The sequence below is a fragment of the Paraclostridium bifermentans genome, from assembly GCF_019916025.1.
Taxonomy (GTDB): Bacteria; Bacillota; Clostridia; order Peptostreptococcales; family Peptostreptococcaceae; genus Paraclostridium; species Paraclostridium bifermentans.
This window is the reverse complement of record NZ_CP079737.1, coordinates 1,197,093-1,221,843: the sequence shown is the minus strand read 5'-3', so window position 1 is coordinate 1,221,843 and position 24,751 is coordinate 1,197,093. Positions and strand designations below refer to the sequence as shown.

The following is a 24,751-nucleotide window of genomic DNA, read 5'->3' as shown; positions in this document are numbered from 1 at the left end:
TACTTTTATTGTATAATAGATATATTACTTTATTTTTCATTTTAAAATTTATTGAAAGGATGATTCACATTGAAAGGTAGTAAAATCAACGTTAATTTAGTTTTAACACTTATAATAACATATGTATTTATCAAGTTTATAGACAACTATAAGTACTTTTTCGATGTAGTAAAGCTCTTATTGTCTTTACTGACACCTTTTATTATAGCTTTCATTTTAGCTTACATATTTTCACCTATTGTAAATTTTTTAGAGCGTAAATTAAAACTAAAAAGAATTTATTCTTTACTTATAACCTATGGAATTTTAATATTTATTATAATTTCATTTGTATTTTTTACAGCTCCTATCATCGTAAATAGTTTAGCTGATATTATTAGCCAATTTCCGATATATGCAAAACAAACACAATCTTTCTTTATAGAAATTGGAGACCAATTAAAAAATATTGACCCTAAAACTTTAAAAGAAGTTGTGGATAAAATATTTTCAGCTATGCCTCAAATAAGCAACCTACTTATTGGATATTTAGGTGATATATTTACAACAACTTTTTCTATTTCTAAGTTTATAGTTCAGTTTATATTAGCTTTTATAATTTGTTTCTATATAATTTTAGAAAAAGAGAGCTTTATTTCATTTTCAAAAAAAACGATGCATGTGCTAATAGGCGAAAAAAGAACATCGTTTATTTTAGAAGTAGGAAACAGCTTAAACGAAAATATAGGAAAGTACTTCGCTGGTAAAATTTTAGATTCATTTATAGTTGGAGTTATATCTGGAGTTGGACTTTATCTTATAGGATCTCCATACGCTCTATTATTTGGAACTTTAATAGGTTTTATGAACATGATTCCATATTTTGGTCCTGTAATAGGTATGACCCCTGTTGTTTTAATCAATTTATTTTATAATCCTAGTGTTGCATTATTTTCATTAGTATACTTAATTCTTGTTCAACAAGTTGAAATTGCATTTATAGAACCTAAAATAGTAGGTGGACAACTAGGTCTTAGTCCATTTTTCACAATTTTAGCTGTTACAGTAGGCGGTGGGTTTTTTGGTATCCCAGGTATGATTCTTTCTGCACCTTTAATGGGAGTTTTAAAGATCTATTTAGTTAACTTTATAAACCATAAATATAATTCTACATTATAGTAAATAATTATACTTTTTAAACATTTTTTTAATTACAATTTAGTAACCTCAAGTAACAAGTATGTAACTGTTATAATACAATTGATTTATGGTAATATTTATGTATAGAAGATAACATATATATTTGAAAAGAGGTAATGATATGAAAAAATTAGTTATTGTTTTATTTGTTTTCTGTAGTGTATTATTTGTTACTAATCCAATTTTAAAATCTTCATTTGCAAATAATGATTCAAAACCTAGTAACGAAGTCACAAAGGTTGAAAAGCCAGTCGCCGAAGAAAATATAAATAATAAAACATTAGAAACTAATACTGTATCTGATATAGATAATAGTGATTCTAATAAAGATATCACAGCTAAAGAAGTTAGTACTTCTACTAACAACAAAAACTCTGATTTAGAATCTAAAAAAGAAGTTTCTAATGCAGTAGATTCAAGTAAGAAAGAAGTTTCTAAATCTAATGAAACTAATAAAAAAGATGATGTTGTAAAAAATAATGCTTCTAGTACTACTGAAGCTAACAAAAAACAAGATGTTAATAAAAATGATAATATTAACAAAGATCAAGATGTTGTTAAACCTGATGATTCTAATAAAGATGTTGAAAATAATAAATCTGATGAAGTTAACAAAAACGAAAACACTAACGTAGCAAAAACTTTAAGCAAAGATGATGCTTTAAATTTACTATTAAATATGAATCCAAATTTAGTTTATGCTTATCAAGGTGATGAAAATACATTCCCTGTTTTAAAGGATAAAGGTCTTTCTGGATATGTATTTTTACCTAATGTAGATACTGATTTAGGATATTTTGTAGATAAAAATACATCTAGTATCTACTACTTCCATCCAAGTGGATACTTAGAAAAAATAAGATAATAAAAATCCTGAGAATACATTTTAAAATGTACTCTCAGGATTTTTTATTTGTAAAACTGGTTTCTCAACTTCATCCTCAATTTTCTTTTTTTCTAAATTTAATATATCACTGCTTTTACTAGATCCTTGAGATGAATTTGCTACAATATATACATCCATATTTATATCTTCTAGTAAATTAGCTGGAATAGTTATCTTATTTTCACTTACTCCATGTTGATATAACTCAAACCCTCCATTTGGTGAAGTTAAATTATTTCGTACATATACACTATATGTACAATCAAATTTATCCAACTTATTCCATGAAAGATTTATATTTCCATCATCAGAAATAGCTCCTTCTAGATTTTCAACTTTGTAGTCTTGAATATTTTCTACAATTGGATGTTCTTTTTTAATATTTATTGTATCACTTCTCTGAGTATATACTCCATCAGATTTGCCTACAACATATAAGTCTATATCTGGTTTTTCTATACCTTTTAAGTCAATACTAATAGAAGTTTTTACCTTTTTATCTTTATCTAATTCATATTTTTCTACTTTTATTGATTTAAATAAGCTGAAATCTTTTTCTCCTTTAGAGTTATTTTTTAGATATATCTCGTACTCTGGAACATCATCTAAATAATCCCATGAAAGATTTATTTCTAAATTGTCTCCATTTATTATAGAACTAGCTTCTAAATTTTTAATTTTTTTAGATTCAGTATTCTCTTTTAATACATTTACGGTTATGATTTTGCTTTTTCCACCACAAGTAACTTTTACCTTCTCGCTACCTTCTCTAAGCCCAGTTACAATTCCATCGCTAGAAACCTCAATTGCAGTTGCTATTGGGAACTTAAATCCAACAATTTCATAATTAACCTTAGGGTGTTCTAAATTTTTAGGATATGTTTCTACCTTCACTCCTAAGCTCTTTTCTTCATTTATATGCACATTTATATTATTGTTACTGTATAAATTAGAAACTTTAGCTTGTATGTTGAATTTGTACTCTTTAGTTTTATTTCCAGCTTTTATTTTCAATGTAGAGCTTCCAACTCCAATAGCTTTAACTTTGTTATTTTCAATTTTCAAAACTTTTTTATCAGAGATTTCATATGTATACTGCTCTTTATCATTAAATTTAAAGTCAACATCTACATTTACATCTATAGGAGAAGTATCCCCTACATATTTTAACTGATTTATAGATACATCTAGATTTTCTACTTTTGGGTTTACTACCCTTATAGTAGCTTTTCTTATAGCTCTACTATCTTTCATAATCATAATTGCCGAGTATCCTTCTTTTATACCAGTTATTGTATCACCTTTTATCGATATAATATCGGAATCAGATGCTTTATAGCCAATATTAGGCTTTGATGCATATGGTGGTATAACAATATATTCTCCACTATTTACTTTTATAGAATCGCCTAATTTTATTACATATTCATCTATATTCTGAATATATTCACCTTTAGTTATCCGCAGTTCTACACCTTTTACTAGTGGACTTACTATTCCATATTTGAAAAGAAAATACTGGCCTATGAGTATAGCTATAATAACTACACTACAAAAATAAAATTTATTTTTTTTCTCCCTCCAAAAATTCATTAATCCACTTCCTTATTAAATTAAAGGACTACCTCATTAAGTAGCCCTCTAATATGATATTTCTTATTAAAATTATATACTATAATGTACATTTTTAAAACTATTTAAAAATATTTTATGCTATTATTTAGGATATAAATTTCATTTATTCCTAAATTTAGATTAAGTAAAACTCTGAAGGGTAACAATTTACTTTGTTTAAACATTTAAAAAAGCTTACAGAAAACTTCTGTAAGCTCATTTTAACTAAGCACTAACTTTACTAGCTACTAAAAGCTCTTTTGCAACATATGCTACTAGATCTACAGTTCTGCATGAGTATCCCCACTCATTATCATACCATGCTACTACTTTAACTAGATTTCCATCATTAACCATAGTTGATAGTCCATCTACTATTGATGATTCTGAAGTTTGTTTATAATCTACAGATACCAGTGGTAAGTCTGAATATCCTAATACTCCACTTAATTCCTTCTTAGCAGCATTTTCTAAAGCTCTATTTACTTCTTCAACTGTTACGTCTCTACTAAATTCACAAACTAAATCTACCATAGAAACACTAGGACTTGGAACCCTTACTGCAAATCCATTTAATTTACCTTCTAAATCTGGTAATACTTTTGCCACAGCTTTAGCTGCTCCTGTTGTTGTTGGTATCATAGAAACACCTGCACTTCTTGCTCTTCTAAGATCTTTATGTGTTTTATCTAATATTTGTTGGTCATTAGTATAAGCATGAATAGTAGTCATTAGCCCTTTGTTTATTCCAAACTCTGCATCTAAAACTTTCACTACTGGAGCTATACAGTTTGTAGTACAAGAAGCATTAGATATTATATGATGTATGCTATTGTCATACTCATTTTCATTTACACCTATTACTATAGTCTTGTCTTCATTTTTTCCTGGAGCAGTAATTATTACTTTTTTAGCTCCTGCATTTATATGTTTTTGTGCATCCTCTTTTTTAGTAAATTTTCCAGTTGACTCTATAACTATATCTACTCCTAATTCTTTCCATGGTAAGTTTTCAGGATCGTTTTCTTTTAATACTTTTATTTTTCTTCCATTTATAATTATATTTTCTTTTTCATCTGTTTCTACTTTACCTCTAAATATTCCGTAAGAAGAGTCATAAGTAAATAAATGTGCTAAAGTTTTGGCATCACTTCTTGCATTTATAGCTACTATTTCAAACCCATCCAAACCGTTTTCCTCAACTATTCTTAAAACCATTCTTCCAATTCTTCCAAATCCATTTATTGCAACTCTTGCCTTCATAATAAAGTCCTCCCAGTTTTTTTATATTAATTTATAGTATGTTTTATTTGTTTATTTAGTGTAACCTTTTTAACTTTTCTCACTTATATATATAACACTTTATTTTATTTAGGTCAACACTTTTACTAAAAAAACCAACTAAAAAAGATTGCTTGATTTTTATCAAGCAATCTTTTTTTAAATATTTTCTTCCATTTTTTTATTCAATCTAGCTAACATATTCTTTGCAAAACTAGCAATATCTGCTGGTACACCCATGCTCGTAGCTAATACTGTATAACAGTGAATAGCTCGTTTATAGTCTTTTTTACCAGCATAAGATTTAAAAGCTTCTTCTGATAAATCTTTGCATATAATTTGCATTCTTTCATATCTTCTTCTCAAATCTATTCCCCCTATGAAAGTAGTGTATATTTATATATATGTTTTTATATACACTAGTTACACTAGAAATAGATTATTTTATTTTAATTTTATTTTTTTAGATAATACTCCATAATATTTTTAACTTTTACAGTAGGTATTTCACTCCCACCTCTTCCTTTAACATTTTCTATAATCATAGATATAGAAAGTTTTCCTTCGTCTGTATCTACACCTGCAAACCATCCATTTTCATTTGCGTTTGTATCATCTTTATCTTTTTTTAATTCAGCTGTACCTGTTTTACCAGCTATATTTATTCCCTCAATTTTAGCTGAATGTCCAGTTCCTTTAGGGTCATTTATTACAGCTGAAAAACAGTCTTTAAGTCTATCTACATATTCTGTTTTTATAGCTTGTTTATATACCTTAGGCTCTGATGATTTTGTTATATCTAGCTTTGGCATCATTATCTTACCATCATTTCCTAAACTTGAATATATCATAGTCATATTTAAAGGAGTTGTTAAAACTTCTCCTTGTCCATATCCAGTTGCAGCCAATAATGATTTGTTATCTAGTTTTCCACTATTAGATATTTGTGATTTCTCTATAGGGTATCCAAATTTGATATCTTCTCCAATTCCAAAATTTTTAGCTCCATTAACAAAATCTTTTCCACCTATATTAAGTGCAGCTTTTGCAAAGTATATATTATCAGAATAAATTGTTGCATCTTTTAAATTTACAGGCTTTCCTGGATCTGTAACTCTAGTAACATCGTATTCTTCCCAAGTCTTACCTTTAATATCAACAGCTTCATCTGGGTCTATTTTTTTATCTTCAAGACCTATAGTAGCAGTTACTAACTTCATTGTTGATCCAGGTGAATATGCAGTTTTAAATCTTCTCTGTAATTGAGCATTATTATTAGCTTCCCATTTTGCCTTTTCACTCTTTGTTATGTATGTCATATAGCTATTTGGATCAAATGAAGGCGAACTTACCATTGCTAGAACTTCACCAGTTTTTGGATTTGTAGCTACACTCGCTCCTTTTTCATCTTTCATTTCATCATATACTTTTTTTTGTAAATCAAGATCTATAGATAGTTTTACATCTTCTCCATTTTTTCCTTTCCTTTCAGCTAAGACTTCCTTTTGACCATCAGGAGTTAATATGTATACGCAACCCCCATCTTCTGCTCTTAATGTATCTTCATATACTTCTTCTATTCCACCTATACCTATTTTGCTATTTTCGTTATATCCCTTATTCTTATTGCCTTTTAATTGTTCTTGAGTAATATTTCCTGTGTACCCTATTAAACTACCTATAGCTTCTCCTCCATTGTACACTCTAGCATTTTTAGTTGTTGTTATTTGAACTCCAGGTATTTGAACTAACTTTTCTATTTTCTCATTATCTGATTCTAATAAACTTACTATATCTACAGCATGATCTGGATTTGTATTTGAATTTATTTTATTTTCTATATAAGCAGGACTTATATCCAATATATTAGCCATATCACTAATTTTGTTACTTTCACTTCCATCTTTAAATTTCTTTAAATCTAATTGTACTTGTTTTAATTGTCCCTCTCCTGCAATTAAATTGCCATTTCTATCATATATACTTCCTCTTTTTCCTTTGTAAGAATCAGTATCTATTCCTACTTTGTCCTCTTTTTTTAAATCCGGAAGTATTAATCCATAGTCCCAATTAACTTTGTATCCTTTACCTTCCTTAATCATATCTATTTTAATCTTTGATGAGTCTATCTTCCCACCAAGCGTATCCATACTAACATTTAAGTAAGCATCTTTCCCTTCTTCTAATTCTTGATCTGATTTAGAAATTTTAATATTTTTAGCTTTTATACGAGTATATATATCTGTATATGTTTGTACAAAATCTTCTTTACTTATATTTTTTTGAGATTTTTCTGAAATCATAGTATACATTTTTTCAAAATCTTGATTTTGCCAAGATTTATTATACTCATCCATTGCACTTTCAATTTTTGATTTTGAACTACACCCCACAATAAATATCGTACCTAACATTATTATTAAACTTACAGTTATTAATTTAAATTTCTTCAATATTTTTCCCCCGTTCTTTTGAATTGTCATATTTTGCATTTAATATTATGCCCACACTTAAATATACCCTAAATAGCAAAAAATAAGCACTTATTAATAAGTGCTTATTTTTTCTAAACTAATATAGTTTCTTCTTGTTCATCTTCTTTATCGCTATCTTCATCATTGTATATAATACTTATTATTTTGCCACTTATAGTAACTGCTATTAACGAAAATACTATCTGTTTAAAATCTAAATAAACTAATGACAAAAATAAAACTATACCATCACTTATCAAATATATATGATTAACTTTCAGTGGTGTAAATTTATTGCCTATAAGTGCTATTACATCATCTCCACCCGAGGCTCCACCACCTCTTACAACAAGTCCTACGCCTATTCCCACTCCTATTCCTGCCAATATACTTGCTAATAGCATATTGTGTTCAAGGTTTGGTACTAAAAATCCAATTCTCTCAAATGTATTGTACATAGTTGAAAATGTAAATGTTGAAAGTATTGAGTATAGTAAAAATTTCTTACCAAAAAACTTTGTTCCTAATGCAAATAAAGATAAATCAATAACTAAACTAGTTAAAGATGGAGATATATCAAAAACATTTTTGATTAATAGTAATAATCCTAAAACTCCACCTTCTGTCACACTATTTTGGTAATTAAAGTTGTAACTTCCAAATGCTAATATTGTAGCTCCTATCATAATAGTTGCCAATTTTTTTAACTCTGACCGCAAAATATCACTCCTGTTAATTTTTTTAAGTTCCCTTATTTAATTATATATATTTATTGAATATAATTCACTGATTTTTTTGAAATTGTTATTAAATTCATAAAAAATTCTCTTTTTTGAACAACTATATGTTATAATATCCCATTATTCTAAAACTAAGATATTAAAATAAAAAAGAAAAAGACTTAACATAATACAATTATAAAGTCTTTTTCTTTTTTATTTTTCTTTTTTTAACTTTTCTTTTTTTACTTCTAGTTAATTCAGCAGAAGTTACATCTTCTATCGTTTGCTCAGTTTCCTCTGCCGCAATTATATCTTGTTCTTGATTATCAGCTAGGTTTACAGGTAATAACCCTCTTTTAGTTCGTATTAATGATAAGTCAGCTGATATTTGACCTAAAAATACGATAAAAAGAGTTAAATCTTCATCATTTAATTCTTCTCCTATAGCATAAGCTAATGTAGACGATAAAATAACATAATCTGCATATGTATATCTAGATAATCCTAAACCTTTTTTCTTATTAGTACAATCAGACTTTTGTTGAATATTATTACTAGTATTATTGGCGGTTACTTTACTTTGATCTCTTGTCATAAATCACCTCTTTGAAAGTAACTTTATAATACTATAAATATGCATGATTTATTAGTTTTATTAGTTAATTATTACTTACGTTTCCTTTACTTCGCTATTATCTCTACTCCATCTTCTGTTACTAAAATCATATGTTCCCACTGAGCAGATAAAGAACCATCATCCGTATATGCAGTCCACTCATTATCAGCATCTATGTATAAATCATATCCGCCTTCATTTATCATAGGCTCTATAGTAAATATCATTCCAGGAACTAATACCATTCCTTCTCCTTTTGAGCCATAGTGGAACACAAATGGATCTTCATGGAAGCTTAATCCAATACCATGACCTCCAAAATCTCTAACAACTGAATATCCATTTTTTTCAGCATGCTGTTGAATGGCAAAACCTATATCTCCAATGTGTCCCCAAGGTTTTACTGCCTCAATTCCCTTTTCTAAGCATTCTTTTGTAACTTCAACTAGTTTTTTAGCTTTTTCACTTACATTTCCAATCATAAACATTCTTGATGCATCTGAAAAGTATCCATTGTATATAGTTGATACATCTACGTTTATTATATCTCCATCTTTTAATACAACATCTTCACTAGGTATTCCATGGCAAATTTCAGAGTTTATAGATGTACAAACACTTTTTGGAAAACCTCCATAATCTAGTGGAGCTGGAATCGCCCCTTGAGATACTGTATATTCATGTACTATTTTATTTATATCCTCAGTAGTCATACCTATTTTAATTTTTTCACCTACTAAGTCTAATACTTCATTATTTATTCTTGCACTTTCTTTTATTTTTTCTATTTGCTCTTTATTTTTTATAATATCATGTGTTGGAACTTCATTTCCTGCTCTTTTTAAATCTTCTAACTTCATATCAAATTCCATGTGACACTTTTTATATTTTTTGCCACTTTTGCACCAACACTCATCATTTCTATTTAAATTCATTAAATCATCTCCTTACTTGTTCTATATTAAATTATACTACGTCATGTTAATAAATGCTAATAAATTTAAAAAAGAGACCTCCATATAGCTTTTCCAAACTATTTATGAAATATCTCTTTCTTAATATCATTTATAAAATTTTTATTATATCAGGTTTTATATTTATTTCGTCTTTATTTTTTTCTTTGTAATAATCTTTATATATTATAGCTATAGTACATACAATACAAGAAAATGTTACTTCATATAATAAGCTAGGTTGTTTTATTACTATCGCCATATAAAATCCAATTAATAATCCTAACAAAGCAAATATTATTGGCTGTATATACAATATATAAATTAACTTAAAAGATCTTATGTTATTAAATTCTATGCAAACACACTGACCTGGCTTAGCACCTATATAATTATTTGCAGTTATTATATTATCTTTATTTCCTTGGTAATTTATAAGGTTTAAGCGTTTTTTGCTAGGTTCAATTTTAACTTTAGCACTATTTTCATTTGAGTACATAACTGTTCCTAATTTCTGCTTTTTCATAAAAACTCCCCCATTTTCTACCTAGTGCTTTTCATTTATTATAATTTATGATTTATTAGTCTAAGTTGTTACTTGATAAAAAAAAATAGCGTATAAAATACGCTATTTTTTTATTTTTCTTTTAAAACCACTTTATTAATTAAAAGTATTAAAAACGGTATAATTATATATAACATGGTTGTTGCTGCTGAAACTACACCTGAGTCATTTACCAGAAATGTTATTACGGCACCTGCTCCAATTGATATTAAGGCTTTTTTAATATAACTACCTTCACTCATAATAGCTTTAAATTCTTTTTTACAAGAAATTTTACTTATTATTAATCCTGCAATTCCAATATATATTATATATACCCATGAACTAGTTTGCATAAGTTGCATGTTCATAGAAATTTTTCTTCCAAAAGTCTCTATTATAGCTGCTGGACCACCAACTAATATTTGATTAATAAACAGTGCTAAATGCGACTCTGATCCACTAAGCATATCTATTGCTGCAAATCCAAAGACTACAAGCCCAACTGCTATAAACACAAATATAATTTTTCTAATATCTAGCTTTATATCAAATACAAGCAATGTAAATAATATTAATGCTAGTGTTGCAGATATAGCAGACCCCACATTTGCTCCCATTGCTGGAGTAGAGCTTATAAACACTATAACAACAGATATAATCGGAACAAATATTTTTTTTAATTTTTTATCCATTATTAAAACAGTCATAGCTACTATTGAAGATCCTATTACAATACCTTCGTATTCATTTCCGATACCATAGTATCTAGCACCTACTATTGGATTATATGACATTACGCTATTTTGCATTAAATATGTTCCAAATGCAGCATCAACTAAAATAACTACAATAGTTAATGTTGCATAAAATCCTATTTGCTTAAAATCTGTTTTAAATACTAATTTTCCTATACCATAAATGATTATTCCCATTAAAGCTATAGATGTGTATATACCTACCCTCGAATTTAAGTTTAAAATAGGACCTAATAAAAATGCTGCAGGCATTATTATTCCAAACTTATTTAAATCTTTAAATAGATAAAATACTCTATCTGCTTTTATTGAAAGTTTATTTTTTACTTTTTTTCTAAAAGTTAATAATATAATACTCAAAAGAAGTATTATAGATACAAAGTTTACAAAAAATTGAATTATCCCACTTCTAACACTAGCCATATTTACAATTTTTGAGTATTCATTCGTTATAAAATCTATATTTTTATCATTTTTTATATTATCTAATTTTCTACCTACCATTTTTTCTGATGTCAAATTGTAGTCTGAAAGTATACTTGCTCCAATATCTGAATTTCCTATTATACCATCTCTTCTAGTTGTTGCCGATGTTAATAATCCTTTATCACTTCCATCGAATTTAACAACAGGTGATAACCTTCTTTGATTTTTATAGTCTATATCTTTTGGAAATGCACTTATTATGTATACTTTATCATTTTCTCCAATAAGATTAAAAACTTCTTTTAGATATGAATCTATATTTTTATGTATTTGCCCTTCCATATCTTGATAAGTTTTTTCATTCAAATACTTTTTATATAAATCTAATCTATATGTATCCCCTAATTCTACAAACAATGTATCACTTTCATTGTAATACTTCTTTGTTTCCTTTTTTAGCTTTTCATAATCTGTACTTATCCCAAAAGGCATCTTATCATCTTTTTTATTTATATTGTCGACATTCCCACTATCTACTCTACCATAGTTATCCATTGCCATTGCAGCAATATTTCTATTTAATTCCTCTGGTTTTGTTCCTATATCAGCATTTCCTAGCACAGATACGCTTAGTTTATTATCACTTAGGGCTTGCCCTAATGCTCCTAGTGTAGATCCATATTTACCTTTTTCTAAATTGTCATTTATAGATAAATTGATATCAACATCATTTACACCTTTTGACTTTTTACCTGTGGCACTTTCATAAATTACACTATTGTCTTTATCCACATTTTTAAATCCTGAAAAATCGGTATCATATGTATTGACTCTACCTCCAGCTCCAATACTTGCATAAGCTCTATTGTCACCGGTTCCTTGATCCCCTCTTATATTCATTACAGCAATATACCCACGATTTTCTAATTCTTTTTTTAGAGTAGGTATTTCTAAAAAGTCAGATAAATTACTTCTATTCAAATCTATAACAATAGTTTTATGTTTACTATCAGCAAATATATTCGTTGGAATAATACATACTAATATAATAATCATTGAAAATAATTTCTTTATTTTACAATTCACTCTTTTCACCTCCAAAATATATAATTTAATTATAAAGTATATTTTGCCTTTAAACTATATTATTCTCTAAATAATTTTTTATAATATGTTAACTTTATGTAAATATTTCTATAAAAATTTTTAAGCACAAAAAAATAGCGTACACAGTACGCTATTTTTTACGCTTAAGGGAACTATAGTTAACTAATATTTGTGAATAATATATGAAATATAGTAACGCCCATATTTTGGTGAAAGTAAAAAATGACATTTTGAGCAACGGACGAAGTCGTTGGCGACATGAGCGAAGCGAATTTTTTATCTTTCTTTAAATATAACTTTATTAATTAAAATTATTAAAAACGGTATAATTATATATAACATAGTTGTTGCTGCTGAAACTACACCTGAATCATTTACTAAAAATGTTACTATAGCTCCTGCTCCAATTGACACTATAGCCTTTTTCCCATAACTTTCATTTTTCATCATTGCTTTAAACTCTTTTTTGTAAAAAATGCTAGTTGCTATTAAGCCTATAATACCTACGTATATTATATATACCCATGAACTATTTTGCATAAGTTGTATGTTCATAGAAATTTTTCTTCCAAATGTTTCTAAAATTGCAGTTGGTCCATTTACTAAAATTTGATTAATAAATAATGATAAATGAGATTCCGATCCACTTAACATATCTATAGCGGCAAATCCTAATACAACCAATCCAGCTCCAAATAAAATTAAAATAGCTTTCTTAAAATCTATTTTCACATTAAACACAAGCATTGTGAATAATATTAATGCTACACTTTCTGAAATAGCAGACCCAACATTTGCTCCCATAGTTGGAGATGCACTAATAAATAAAATTATTAGTGATAATATTGGAACAATTATTTTAGGTAACTTTTTGTTTATAATTAAAATAGACATTGCAGCTATTGAAGATCCTATAATTATACCTTGATATTCATTTCCTATTCCATAGTATCTAGCACCTACTATTGCATCATATGACATTATACTATTTTTCATTAAGTATGAACCTAATAGTGCATCTACTATTATAACGAAAATTGATAAAGTTACATAAAATCCAATTTGCTTATTATCTGATTTAAATATCAATCTCGAAATAAAGTATATAGCTAGAGTAAGTGCAAATATCGATAAGTAAATACCTATCTTAGTGTTAAAATTAAACATAGGTGCTAATAAAAATGCTACTGGCATTATTAGACCAAATTTACTTAACTCTTTTAAAATATTAAATGCTTTTTTAATGCTTTTATTATATTTATTTTCTAATTTTTTTCTAAATATTAGTAAAATTATACTTAATCCTAATACTATAGATGTAGAGTTTATAAAAAATTGAATTATACCACTTCTCACATCTGAAATATTCACAATTTTACTATATTCTTTTTCGATAAAGTTTATATTATCTTCATTTTTTATATTCTCTAGTTCTCTTCCTACCATATTATTTGATGTTAACTTATAGTCTGCAAGTATCCCTGCACCTATGTCTACATTTCCTATTACACCATCTCTTCTAGTTGTTGCTGATGTTAATAGACCTTTTCCAGTTCCATCAAACTTTACGACAGGCGATAATCTTCTTTTATTTTTATAATCTATATCCTTAGGAAATGCACTCATTACATATACAGTATCATTTTCATCTACAAGGCTAAATACTTCTTTTAAGTATTCATCTATATTTTTATGAATCTTCTTTTCCATAGATTTATATGTATTTTCATTTAAATATGGTTTATATAAATCTAGTCTATACGTATCTCCTAATTCTACAAATACTATATCGCTTTTATCATATTGGTTCTTTGTTTCATTTTTTAGCTTATTGTAATCTGTACTTAACCCAAATGGCATGCTATCATCTATTTTATTTATACTGTCTACATTACCACTATCTATTCTTCCATAGTTATCCATTGCCATAGCAGCAATATTTCTATTTAGTTCTTCTGGCTTTGTTCCTATATCAGCATTTCCTAGTACTGAAACACTTAAATCCTTGTTATTTAAAGTTTGACCTAATTCACCTAATGTAGATCCATATTTTCCTTTATCTAAATTATCATTTATAGATAAATTAATATCTGTATCATTAACACCTTTTGCCTTTTTACCTGTAGCACTTTCATATGTAGTTTTATTGTCTTTGTCTGCATCTTTAAAACCTCTAAAGTCTGTGCTATATGTATTTACTCTTCCCCCAGCTCCGATACTTGCATATGACCTATTATCCCCCGTACCTTGGTCACCTCTTACATTCATCAATGCTATGTATCCTCGATTTTCTAATTGTTTTTTTAACGTCGGAATTTCTAGAAAATCTACAAAATTGCTTCTATTCATATTTATAACAATAGTTTTATGATTGCTATTTGCAAATGCATTTATCGGTGTAATACAAATTAGCATTATAAGCACTAAAACTAAAGATGTTGCTTTTTTCTTCACTTCTCCACCTCCAAATTTATCTAAATTAATTATAAAATATATTTAAGTTTTACACTATAGTATTACCTTAAATAATAAAAAAATTCTGCGCAAAATTCACTTTAAAATTACGATAGGGAGATATTTTCCTTGAAAATATCTCCCTATAACCTAATATCTATAAAACTCTCTTTGCTTTAACATATGTGTTTTGCCAATATGATGAATTTATATTAGTAGTTTTTACAACATCATTTGAATTTGGAGCATGTATCATTTGTCCATTTCCTATATATATACCTACGTGGTTAACTCCTCCACTACCATCAGTACTTGAGAAAATTAAATCCCCAGGTTGTAATTGAGATTGGCTTACAGTAGTTCCTACATTAGCTTGCTCTCTTGATGTTCTTGGCATTTTTATTCCATGTTGTCCATATACATAATATACTAATCCAGAACAGTCAAAACTATTAGGTCCTTCAGCTCCCCATACATAAGGCTTTCCAAGTTGAGCTTTAGCTGTATTTATTATCGCTTGAGCCTTATTAGTTTCAGATGATCCACCACCTGAACCTTCAGAACCACCTGAACTTTCTCCGCCTTTACTTATGTAATCACTGCTTCCCCATCCTACTTGTCCATTTGATAATTTTACTTTGTACCATCCATTTGAACTGCTTAATATATCTAAAGTATTTCCTTTGTATGCTTTTCCTACTATTGAGTTACTTGTAGATGGTCCACTTCTTATATTTAATGCACTTGCTGTTACTGTTCCTTTACCTGTTGATGGAGTCTCTGTTGATCCTCCTCCATTGTTAGATCCGTTATCTGAACCTCCAGATGTGTTTACATAACTTCCGCTTACCCATCCTATTTGTCCATTTTGAGTTTTAATTTTATACCATCCATTTGAGCTACTCAATATATCTACAGTATCGCCCTTATAAGTATACCCCACTACTGAATTACTTGTAGATGGTCCACTTCTTATATTTAATGCACTTGCTGTTATTGTTCCTTTTCCTGTAGCTGGAGTTTCTGTTGATCCTCCATTGTTAGATCCATTCTCAGAGCTTCCAGATGTGCTTATATAATCACTACTTGCCCATCCTATTTGTCCATTTTGAGTCTTTATCTTGTGCCACCCATTTGAACTTTCTAATATAGTTACACTTTGACCTTTATAAACCATAGTCACTTTACCGTAACTTGTAGATGGTCCACTTCTTACATTTAATGCATCCGCTGTTATTGTTCCTGTTTTTCCAGTTGATGGAGTTTCTGAACTTGAATCTCCAGATACATTTATATATTTTCCGCTTCCCCAACCTGTTTTTCCAGTTGAAAGCTTAACTTTGTACCATCCATTTGATGTTTCTAATATTTGTAATTTATCTCCTTTATTTGCATAACCTACTACTTCGTTACTTGTAGATGGTCCACTTCTTATATTTAATGCACTCGCTGTTACTGTTCCTGTCTTAGCATCAGCAAATACAGCAGTTCCTGATAGTACTATACCTAAAGATGTTACTGATATAGCTGTTGCGATTTTTCTATCAAACATACTTAATCTCCCTTCTTTTTGTAAAACTAAATCAAAACAAATTTTCTAAATTTGTATTTTTTTTGTAACCATTAGAACATATTATATATGCATTTCTAATTTGCTTTATATATATATTATCTATTCAATATGAATTTTCTGTGAAATTATATATATTTTTCTACATTTACTTTAAATTTCCTATTATATTTTATATTATATCTTATTTTATACATATTTTTAACATATATATTAAATTTTTATATAAAAAAATAACAAGATTAGATAAAAAATCCAATCTTGTTATTTTTTTATGCTTTAACTGCATCTATATTTTTTAATTCTTTAGGCATCACATTCCATATATAAACTGATAGCCCAAAGTCTAACATACTATGAATTATAGTTCCTACCCCTACTAATAATAAAACAGATGTTAAAAAACCTTGTTCGTAATATCCCTGAGATAAGCTTGACCCAAAATAAAATGGAATAACTACCAATACTTCACCTATTGCATGTAAAATCCCCATAATTAATGAAAACCCCATTGATGATTTTATGCTAGATATAACGTTTTTGTTTTTCTTTAGATACATAGATCCAAAGCTCACAAACACTAAATGACTAAATGCCCTAGCTACTACGACTATTGGAAATCCTCCTAATAAAAAACCTATTGTTGTGCCCAATGTAACAAATACTGCAGTGCTTGGTGAAATAAACATAGCTATAAATATAGCAACATGACTAGCTAATGTAAATGATGCTGGTTCTAAAATTAGCTTAATTGGAGAAAACATAGGTATTATAATTCCTAAAGCACATAATAGAGCTGACATAACTACAGCCTTTGTGTTGATTTTGCTATTCATAAAAAATCCCCCTATACATATGTAATTATAGGTGTCTTTACACCTGTCATTATAAGTGTATAGTCATATCATTTTTTTGTCAACTCTATAACAAATAATCTTTTTCTTTTAATGCTTTTATTACACTATCTAGAACTTCCTCATTTTCACATTTGATAGTATGAAGATGAACTCCATCAGTTAATTGTGATAACGGATTAGTTGTATCTTCGCCTAATTTTTTCATAAATTCTCGTATATCTCGTCTAGATGATACATGCAGATTTCCCGTCAACTGCCCATATACACTATGCTCTACTATAACATTTAAAACAGTTGCTCCTTCATCTACAATTATATTCAATTCATCTTCAATAAATTCTTTAGAGTGTTTACATGCTATTGTCTTTATCAAACTACTTTCACATACTTCTTCATTTAATATATATCCCTTGGGAGTTGATACAATATTTATACCTGTAGCTCTTATTAATGCAACATCAGAAACTATAAGTTGTCTACTGACATCTAAAGTTTTAGATAAATAAGATCCACTCACTGGTTTTGATGAATTTTTCAAAATTTCTATGATTTTTTCTCTTCTTTCACTTCCACTCATAACAAACTCTCCTTTTTTTATATTCCTGTAATATATTATAACTTACTATATAAAATAAAAAATCCCTGATATTTATCATATAAGGGATTTTTTAACCATCAACTAATTTTTTAATTATATCATTTATATAGCTTTTTTCTTTATCTATCATACAGCTTCTTATTAAAGGTTCTATATCTCTTTTTATTACTTGCCTATACCAACTGTCCACTATATATTCATCAATTTTACTAGATATCATAAAATAACTTTGACCAATTTTATAATTCTTACCTAGGTTATCATCTTCCTCTATTATTTTATTCAATTTACTCATACTGCAAACTACTTGGTCTGCCATCTCTACCCCTAAGCATTCTCCAAGATAGTTTCTAAAGTCTATATTTTCAAAGACAGGTTCTATATCTATAAACCCAAACCTTCTTCTAAGTGGGTAGTCTATATCTTTTAAATTTTTATCAGAAGTATTTAGTGTCCCTATTATATAAACATTGTCTGGAATATAAAAACTCTCATCGCTCTCGCTATAAATAAGTTTTATAGAGTTCTCCTTTCCTCTTTTATTATTTTCAATTATAGAATTTATTTCTCCAAATACTTTATTAACATCAACTCGGTTTATTTCATCTATTATAAAATAATGCTTATGCTCTGGATAAGACTGAGCTCTTTTTATAAAATCATAAAATACTCCATTTTTTATGTAATCTTCTCCACTTTTTCCCTTTTTATATCCTCTTACAAATTCTTCATAGGTATAATTTTCATGAAACTGAACCATTTCTATATTTGAATTATCTCTGTTACCTTGATGAAAATAACAAATTCGCTTTGCTATAAATGTTTTTCCAACACCTGAAGGTCCTTGCAATATTATATTTTTTTTAAAATCTAAATTGAAAATTATATCATCTAAAACTTCTTCTTCCATAAAAACTTCCCTTAATAGTTCCGTTTTTGTATATCCAAAATTTCCTGCAAAATTGAATATTGCATCTACATATTTTTCTACTATTTTTTCTATTGCTGATTTAAACTTTAAAAATGTATGAAGATATAATTTTCTATACTCCATAAGTTCATTGAAATTGTCAACATCTATTTCAAATCCCATTCTAACCCAGTCTTTATTTTGCTTTCTTTCACTTATACCAAGTTCATATCCTACTTTTCTTGATATGAATTCATTTTTTTCATAGTAAATATCTTTTAAAAATTGGGCCCCTTCTGCATCTCTTGACTCTATGTATAATCCTAATTGTTCTTCTTTCCTAAAATATTTAAATACATAATATATGGGTTGCCCTAATATTTTACCACTAGAAAAGTAATCTCTTTGCTGGCTATAGCTTACATCTACATCTGCTTTATTTTCTATATCTATAGATAGTTTTGTTAAGAAATCTATAACTATATCTCTAGCCATCATAATCACTCCCCTTTACCATATATTATACCTTAGTAAAATATATGAGCTCTATTTGATTAATATGATTGTGATTTAATATTAATCATGCTAATTACATTTGTATTTCTTTTATATTATAATAATTGTAAATAAATTTTACTGTTGGAGGAATTATGCTTACAATTTTATTTCTTTGTCTTGGTGGTTTTTTAGCTGCTTTCGTTGATTCAATAGCCGGTGGTGGTGGGTTAATAAGTATGCCCGTTTTATTAATGGCAGGTCTTCCCCCTCATTTAGCTCTTGGCACTAATAAGTTTGCAGGCGCTTTTGGTTGTTTTTCTAGTGCATATAAGTATTCAAAGTCAGGTAAATCTAATATCGAGTTATTAAAAAAATTAATTCCATTTACAATTTTAGGATGTCTCCTAGGTGTTAAATGTGTTTTATCTATAAGTGAAAATATTTTAAATATTTTAGTTTTTCTTATGATACTAATAGTTGCACTATATACATATTTAAAGAAGGATTTAGGTAAGGAAGATAAATTCGAAAACCTTAGTAAAGAAAACATAAAAAAAGGAATTATTATGGCTTTTGCTTTAGGTTTTTATGATGGTTTTTTTGGACCTGGCACAGGTACCTTTCTAACATTTGCTTTTATAAAAATTTATGGTTTTGATTTTTTACATGCATCTGCAAATACTAAAATTTTAAATTTCACAAGTAATTTCACAGCACTTATATTATTTATGTTTAGTGGTCAAATACTTTACAAAGTAGCAATTTTTTATGCTATTTCTATGGTATTAGGTGGATATATAGGCGCTAAAGTAGCTATAAATAAAGGATCTCAACTAATAAAACCAATTTTTTTATTTATGGCTGTAGCTGTGGCTATAAAACTTCTTTACCAAGCATTTTAATAAATAAAAGCTGTATAACTTTTATGTTATACAGCTTTTATTTATTATTTCACTTCTATTATATAAACTTGAGTTTGTGGTGGTATACTCATAGTCATTACATTAGAATGAAAAGCTACGATTTTATCACCTATCTCTAAATCATCTATGCTTATTTCATTATATTCACAATCAACAATTAATGTCTGATCACTATAAATAAGCTTAGTGAATGTATATATATCTTTTGGATTTGTAGCTATTGTTATAAACTTATATGGTTGACCCTTGATATCACTTATATCAACTATATTTCCAAATTTATAATTTGCATACTTCATCAAAATTCCTCCTTAAAAAGAGCTAGTCAACTTCTTTAAATTTAAATTTTGTTTTTTCCCCTGTACCTTCTGCCTTAGCCGCTAATTTATAATCATCTTCTCTAACCCTTACATAATATCCATTTGGTGCTTTTAAAACATACTCTTTACTATCAGTTTTATACACATCAAATTTAGTTGCTCCTTCTTTATCTGTATCTGCAATCAGAAAATTTTTATTATCCAATCTTATATAAGGTCCATCTTCTAACTTTATTTTTGCCTTTCCATTGTCATTTATATTAATAATAAATATACCTTTTTTATTTCCCTTTTCACCTGTTGCATATAAATAACCGTCTCTTCCAACAACTACAAATTCGTCTGCATATACTGATTTTATTTTTACCTTTTTATTATTTTTTTCTTTATCTCTATAGTAGCTATCAATATTCATACTATTCCCCCTTCTATTCTATCCTTTATATATTATGATACTTTTAAAAAATATGTTAATATAACATATTAACTTTCCTATTTTATAAGTTCTCTAAATTAAAAAAGTACAATGCATTTGCATTGTACTTTTTTAATACGTTCCTTTTTTCTATTTATCATATAATTTTTCATCTTTAGTTTTACTTGACCCTGAGTTTCTAGCCCCTATTTTTTTACCATCTACTATTCCAATTTCAGACCCATGTTCAAATAAAACTTTTCTTTTTTCTGCATTTGTTTTTGGTCTATCTTTATGTCTATTTTTATTATTTTTCATAGTAAAATCCTCCTCGATGATAAGTATATTTCATAATTTAATTTAACCAAAAACTTAATTCATATTCTGATTGTATGCAATTTCTTGACTTTCAATAATCTTTATCATGCTCATATTATTTTTTTCATCAACTTCAAATCCATACTTCCTATAAAGTTTATTTAAAGATTCTTGTGTTATTATACTTTTAGAAGGTATCGCTATACCTTCTATCTTTTTTATATAATTAAATTTGTAGTCTTCAAAATAATGATTATATAGGTCTAATTTTGTATTTATCTTATTTATTATATAATCTAAATTTTCTAATATTATCTTTCCATATCCATGATTTGGTTTCCCAGATGTAAATTCTTTTATATAAAGAACTCCGCCTTCTTCTAAATTATAATAACTACAATCCATATACGTATCTTTAGAATCACCTATAAATAATCTTATATCTATAGGCATAAAAATCTCCATATCATTTTTGCTTAATTTTATTATCAAACAGACTATTCGATTTAATTTATCATTGTTAACTTCAAATATTATATCTTCTTCTGTTTTTAAATATTTTTTTAACTTTTTAATAAGTTTTACATAATAATTATAAGTAGTAATAATTTGTTTGTTTTCTTTATTTATTTCTTTTGTGGATATAGTCTTTAATTTACTTTTTTTTATAGATTTAATATCTTTAGATTTTAAGTTCAATTTCATTTCATCTATTTTATGTAATAAATCTTCCATAACCCCTCCACATATAAAAACTTCTTTATTAGTTTTTATATGTGGAAAGTTATACTTTATTACTATATTTTTCTATATCTCTTTAATCCAAGTATGTTAAAAGCATATAAAACTATTATAAATATTATTAAAATAATACAATAATTAGCTATATTGTAAAAATCAAAACCTTTTATAAATATTCCACTCAAAGCGCTCGCACCATAGTATAATGGCATTACTTTTGCTATATTTTGTAACCATATACTCATACTTTCTATAGGTATTAGACCTGTAAAAAATATCTGAGGAACTATTATTATAGGTATAAACTGCATAATTTGAGACTCTGAATTAGCAAATGTAGATAAAAGGAGTCCTAGTGATAATGCTACAAGCGAAATTAGTATATTTACTATAACTACCAACAATATACTACCTTCTATCGTTATATCTAATATATAAATAGAAAATAACACTATTAATAAAGTCTGCACCACAGCAAATATACCATATCCAACTAAGTATCCTAATACAATTTCACTTCTTTTTATAGGAGTAGATAAAAGTCTATCTAATGTACCTGTTGTTCTTTCTTTTAATAATGATATTCCTGAAACTAGAAATACAAAGAAAAATACAAAAAATCCAATAAGAATAGGGCTTAAAGTATCAAAATAAGTTAAGTCTTTATCTAAGTATAAATAACTTGATTTTATTGACATTTTATTATTTTGACCAATATTTTTATCAATTTTTGAAGAAATCTTTAAAAATTCATCTTTTAAAATTGTTGATTGTACTTTTGCTTCAATTTCTTTTGTATTTATTGGTGAGCTATTTTCATATGTTATTTCTAATACATTATTATTTTCAACTATAAACGCATCTAGATTTTGATTTGTTATTTTATCTTTAATATCACTTTTATTGTTGTATTCTTTTATATTAAGATCTGCATCTTTAAGTGATTCATTAAACTCTGATGATGTTTTGTAAACACCTACATTTAATAAATTTTCTTCATTAGAGTTAAATAAGAAATAAACTAAAGTCATAACAATCATGGGCGCAACCATCATAAGTGCTAGCGTCCTTTTATCATGAATTGTTTGTTTTATTATTCTTATTATAATAGCTTTTATCCTCATTAAATTTCACCTCCTATTTTTAAAAATATATCTTCAATAGTTTCTACTTTAAATTCATCTTTTAATTTATTAGGCGTTCCCTTTGCTATAATTTTTCCCTTTCTTATTAATGCTAACTTATCACATCTTTGAGCTTCATCCATTACGTGAGTTGTAATTATTATCGATTTACCCTTTAATTTTAATTTATTTAGCTCATTCCAAATACTAAGTCTAAGCTTAGGATCAATTCCTACAGTAGGTTCATCTAGTATTAATACCTTTGGATCTTGTATTAACGATATAGCTAGTGATAACCTTCTTTTCATTCCTCCTGAATAGTATTTGACCTTTTTATTTAGATCACTTTGCATATTAACTAAATCTGATACATATTCAATTCTTTTGATTACCTCATACTTATTTATTGAAAATATTTTAGCAAAAAATTCTAAGTTTTCTTTACCAGTTAAATCCTCATATAATGCATCTGATTGGGCCATATATCCAATATCTTGTAGTATATTTCTATTTGGTATTTTCTTCCCTAAAATTAAAACTTCTCCATGACTAATTTTTTCCATACCTATAATAGATTTTATAAATGTACTCTTTCCAGACCCAGATGGTCCTATTAATCCTAATATTTCTCCCTCTTCAATTTCTAAACTTATATTATCAAGAATTTTAATTTTAGAAATTTCCTTAGTAATATTTTTTACTTTAACAATACTCATGTTAACCTCCTTTTAATCAACACAGTGTTGATTAATCCTTATATTATAATTATAATTAAGTCATAATATATAACAATAATTAAAAAGTCCTGATATGTTTATTATTAAACACATTTCATGATTTTGTTGATTATATTTAGATAAGGAGTTGTATTATGGATAGAAGAATTTTAAAAACTAGAAGTGTAATTAAAGAATCTCTAACAGTTTTAATGAAAGAAAAACCATTTGATAAAATTACTATAAAAGATATTACTGACAGAGCTAATATTAATAGAGCTACTTTTTACCTCCATTACATGGATAAATATGATTTATTAGAGCAAATCCAAAATGATATATTAAACGAAATAAGAGAAGTGTTAGATAATGCACTTAAAACTTTTAATCTACAATCTTTACCTATACAGGATGCACATACTATAATTCCTTTTTTAAACTGTGTTTATGAGTGCATAGGTAAAAACTCTGATTTTGTAAAAGTTATACTAGGCGGAAATGGAGACTTAAATTTTCAATTGAAATTTAAAAGCTTAATTGAAGAATTGATAAAAAAAATATCTATAATAAAAACTCCAGATGCATTTTGTATTCCTATAAAATATTTAATTGAAACAGCAACATCTATTCATATTGGAATTATATCTAAGTGGCTTGAAGATGGGATGATTGAAACACCTTATGAATTAGCCTGTATAACATCTAACCTTATAATTTCTGTTTCTAATTCAGTTTTAAAAAATTAAA

At 27.2% G+C, this 24,751-nt stretch carries 24 protein-coding genes; 4 read left to right on the top strand and 20 right to left on the bottom strand.

Annotation, left to right across the window (positions count from 1 at the left end; all coding sequences use genetic code 11):
• The first annotated feature begins 69 nt into the window (after nt 1-69).
• Both KXZ80_RS05830 and KXZ80_RS05825 read left to right on the top strand, forming a co-directional pair.
• Nucleotides 70-1,158 (top strand): AI-2E family transporter, encoded by a 1,089-nt coding sequence (locus KXZ80_RS05830; RefSeq protein WP_021432519.1) that lies wholly within the window; start codon nt 70-72, stop codon nt 1,156-1,158.
• A gap of 142 nt (nt 1,159-1,300) precedes the next feature.
• Entirely contained in the window at nt 1,301-2,044 is a 744-nt protein-coding gene (locus KXZ80_RS05825) for a hypothetical protein (protein WP_021432518.1), read from the top strand.
• A 21-nt stretch (nt 2,045-2,065) separates the two neighbouring features.
• On the opposite strand, the gene KXZ80_RS05820 is transcribed toward KXZ80_RS05825, so the two are convergent.
• From KXZ80_RS05820 to KXZ80_RS05755, 14 genes are all read right to left on the bottom strand, one after another.
• Nucleotides 2,066-3,658 carry a hypothetical protein gene (locus KXZ80_RS05820; protein ID WP_021432517.1) on the bottom strand — a complete coding sequence of 531 codons (1,593 nt, stop codon included), beginning with the start codon at nt 3,656-3,658 and terminating at the stop codon, nt 2,066-2,068.
• 246 nt (nt 3,659-3,904) lie between these two features.
• Nucleotides 3,905-4,942 (bottom strand): type I glyceraldehyde-3-phosphate dehydrogenase, encoded by a 1,038-nt coding sequence (gap, locus tag KXZ80_RS05815; RefSeq protein WP_021432516.1) that lies wholly within the window; start codon nt 4,940-4,942, stop codon nt 3,905-3,907.
• A 177-nt stretch (nt 4,943-5,119) separates the two neighbouring features.
• Nucleotides 5,120-5,326 (bottom strand): hypothetical protein, encoded by a 207-nt coding sequence (locus KXZ80_RS05810; RefSeq protein WP_021432515.1) that lies wholly within the window; start codon nt 5,324-5,326, stop codon nt 5,120-5,122.
• 89 nt (nt 5,327-5,415) lie between these two features.
• Entirely contained in the window at nt 5,416-7,413 is a 1,998-nt protein-coding gene (locus KXZ80_RS05805) for a penicillin-binding transpeptidase domain-containing protein (protein WP_021432514.1), read from the bottom strand.
• Nucleotides 7,414-7,526: 113 nt separating this feature from the next.
• Nucleotides 7,527-8,153, bottom strand: coding sequence for a YitT family protein (locus KXZ80_RS05800; RefSeq protein ID WP_021432513.1), 627 nt, complete (start codon nt 8,151-8,153; stop codon nt 7,527-7,529).
• Between the two features lie 196 nt (nt 8,154-8,349).
• Entirely contained in the window at nt 8,350-8,751 is a 402-nt protein-coding gene (locus KXZ80_RS05795) for a hypothetical protein (protein ID WP_021432512.1), read from the bottom strand.
• 86 nt (nt 8,752-8,837) lie between these two features.
• Nucleotides 8,838-9,707 (bottom strand): methionyl aminopeptidase, encoded by an 870-nt coding sequence (locus tag KXZ80_RS05790; protein ID WP_021432511.1) that lies wholly within the window; start codon nt 9,705-9,707, stop codon nt 8,838-8,840.
• 130 nt (nt 9,708-9,837) lie between these two features.
• Nucleotides 9,838-10,251 carry a SoxR reducing system RseC family protein gene (locus tag KXZ80_RS05785; RefSeq protein WP_021432510.1) on the bottom strand — a complete coding sequence of 138 codons (414 nt, stop codon included), beginning with the start codon at nt 10,249-10,251 and terminating at the stop codon, nt 9,838-9,840.
• Between the two features lie 110 nt (nt 10,252-10,361).
• Nucleotides 10,362-12,539 (bottom strand): hypothetical protein, encoded by a 2,178-nt coding sequence (locus KXZ80_RS05780; protein ID WP_021432509.1) that lies wholly within the window; start codon nt 12,537-12,539, stop codon nt 10,362-10,364.
• 297 nt (nt 12,540-12,836) lie between these two features.
• Nucleotides 12,837-15,014 (bottom strand): hypothetical protein, encoded by a 2,178-nt coding sequence (locus KXZ80_RS05775; RefSeq protein WP_021432508.1) that lies wholly within the window; start codon nt 15,012-15,014, stop codon nt 12,837-12,839.
• A 157-nt stretch (nt 15,015-15,171) separates the two neighbouring features.
• Nucleotides 15,172-16,566: a C40 family peptidase gene (locus KXZ80_RS05770; RefSeq protein ID WP_021432507.1), complete on the bottom strand. Its 1,395-nt coding sequence runs from the start codon at nt 16,564-16,566 to the stop codon at nt 15,172-15,174.
• A 290-nt stretch (nt 16,567-16,856) separates the two neighbouring features.
• Nucleotides 16,857-17,420 carry a hypothetical protein gene (locus KXZ80_RS05765; RefSeq protein ID WP_021432506.1) on the bottom strand — a complete coding sequence of 188 codons (564 nt, stop codon included), beginning with the start codon at nt 17,418-17,420 and terminating at the stop codon, nt 16,857-16,859.
• Between the two features lie 85 nt (nt 17,421-17,505).
• Nucleotides 17,506-18,018 (bottom strand): transcription repressor NadR, encoded by a 513-nt coding sequence (locus KXZ80_RS05760; RefSeq protein WP_021432505.1) that lies wholly within the window; start codon nt 18,016-18,018, stop codon nt 17,506-17,508.
• A gap of 91 nt (nt 18,019-18,109) precedes the next feature.
• Nucleotides 18,110-19,447: an AAA family ATPase gene (locus tag KXZ80_RS05755; RefSeq protein WP_021432504.1), complete on the bottom strand. Its 1,338-nt coding sequence runs from the start codon at nt 19,445-19,447 to the stop codon at nt 18,110-18,112.
• A gap of 152 nt (nt 19,448-19,599) precedes the next feature.
• Here KXZ80_RS05755 and KXZ80_RS05750 point away from each other — a divergent pair, with 152 nt between their 5' ends.
• The gene (locus KXZ80_RS05750) at nt 19,600-20,349 is read left to right on the top strand and encodes a sulfite exporter TauE/SafE family protein (RefSeq protein ID WP_021432503.1); all 750 of its coding nucleotides are present in this window, start codon (nt 19,600-19,602) and stop codon (nt 20,347-20,349) included.
• Between the two features lie 44 nt (nt 20,350-20,393).
• On the opposite strand, the gene KXZ80_RS05745 is transcribed toward KXZ80_RS05750, so the two are convergent.
• The 6 genes from KXZ80_RS05745 to KXZ80_RS05720 all read right to left on the bottom strand — a co-directional run bounded on the left by KXZ80_RS05745 (nt 20,394) and on the right by KXZ80_RS05720 (nt 24,004).
• Complete coding sequence (locus KXZ80_RS05745) at nt 20,394-20,669, bottom strand: hypothetical protein (protein ID WP_021432502.1); 276 nt, start codon at nt 20,667-20,669, stop codon at nt 20,394-20,396.
• Between the two features lie 22 nt (nt 20,670-20,691).
• Nucleotides 20,692-21,105 carry a fascin domain-containing protein gene (locus KXZ80_RS05740; protein WP_021432501.1) on the bottom strand — a complete coding sequence of 138 codons (414 nt, stop codon included), beginning with the start codon at nt 21,103-21,105 and terminating at the stop codon, nt 20,692-20,694.
• Between the two features lie 150 nt (nt 21,106-21,255).
• Nucleotides 21,256-21,423, bottom strand: coding sequence for a hypothetical protein (locus tag KXZ80_RS05735; RefSeq protein WP_021432500.1), 168 nt, complete (start codon nt 21,421-21,423; stop codon nt 21,256-21,258).
• 54 nt (nt 21,424-21,477) lie between these two features.
• Nucleotides 21,478-22,158 carry a hypothetical protein gene (locus KXZ80_RS05730; protein WP_021432499.1) on the bottom strand — a complete coding sequence of 227 codons (681 nt, stop codon included), beginning with the start codon at nt 22,156-22,158 and terminating at the stop codon, nt 21,478-21,480.
• Between the two features lie 62 nt (nt 22,159-22,220).
• Nucleotides 22,221-23,288, bottom strand: coding sequence for an ABC transporter permease (locus KXZ80_RS05725; RefSeq protein WP_021432498.1), 1,068 nt, complete (start codon nt 23,286-23,288; stop codon nt 22,221-22,223).
• Nucleotides 23,288-24,004 (bottom strand): ABC transporter ATP-binding protein, encoded by a 717-nt coding sequence (locus KXZ80_RS05720; RefSeq protein WP_021432497.1) that lies wholly within the window; start codon nt 24,002-24,004, stop codon nt 23,288-23,290. The genes KXZ80_RS05725 and KXZ80_RS05720 overlap by 1 nt, the downstream gene beginning before the upstream one ends.
• 155 nt (nt 24,005-24,159) lie before the next feature.
• Here KXZ80_RS05720 and KXZ80_RS05715 point away from each other — a divergent pair, with 155 nt between their 5' ends.
• Complete coding sequence (locus KXZ80_RS05715; protein ID WP_021432496.1) at nt 24,160-24,750, top strand: TetR/AcrR family transcriptional regulator; 591 nt, start codon at nt 24,160-24,162, stop codon at nt 24,748-24,750.
• The last annotated feature ends 1 nt before the right edge of the window (nt 24,751 follow it).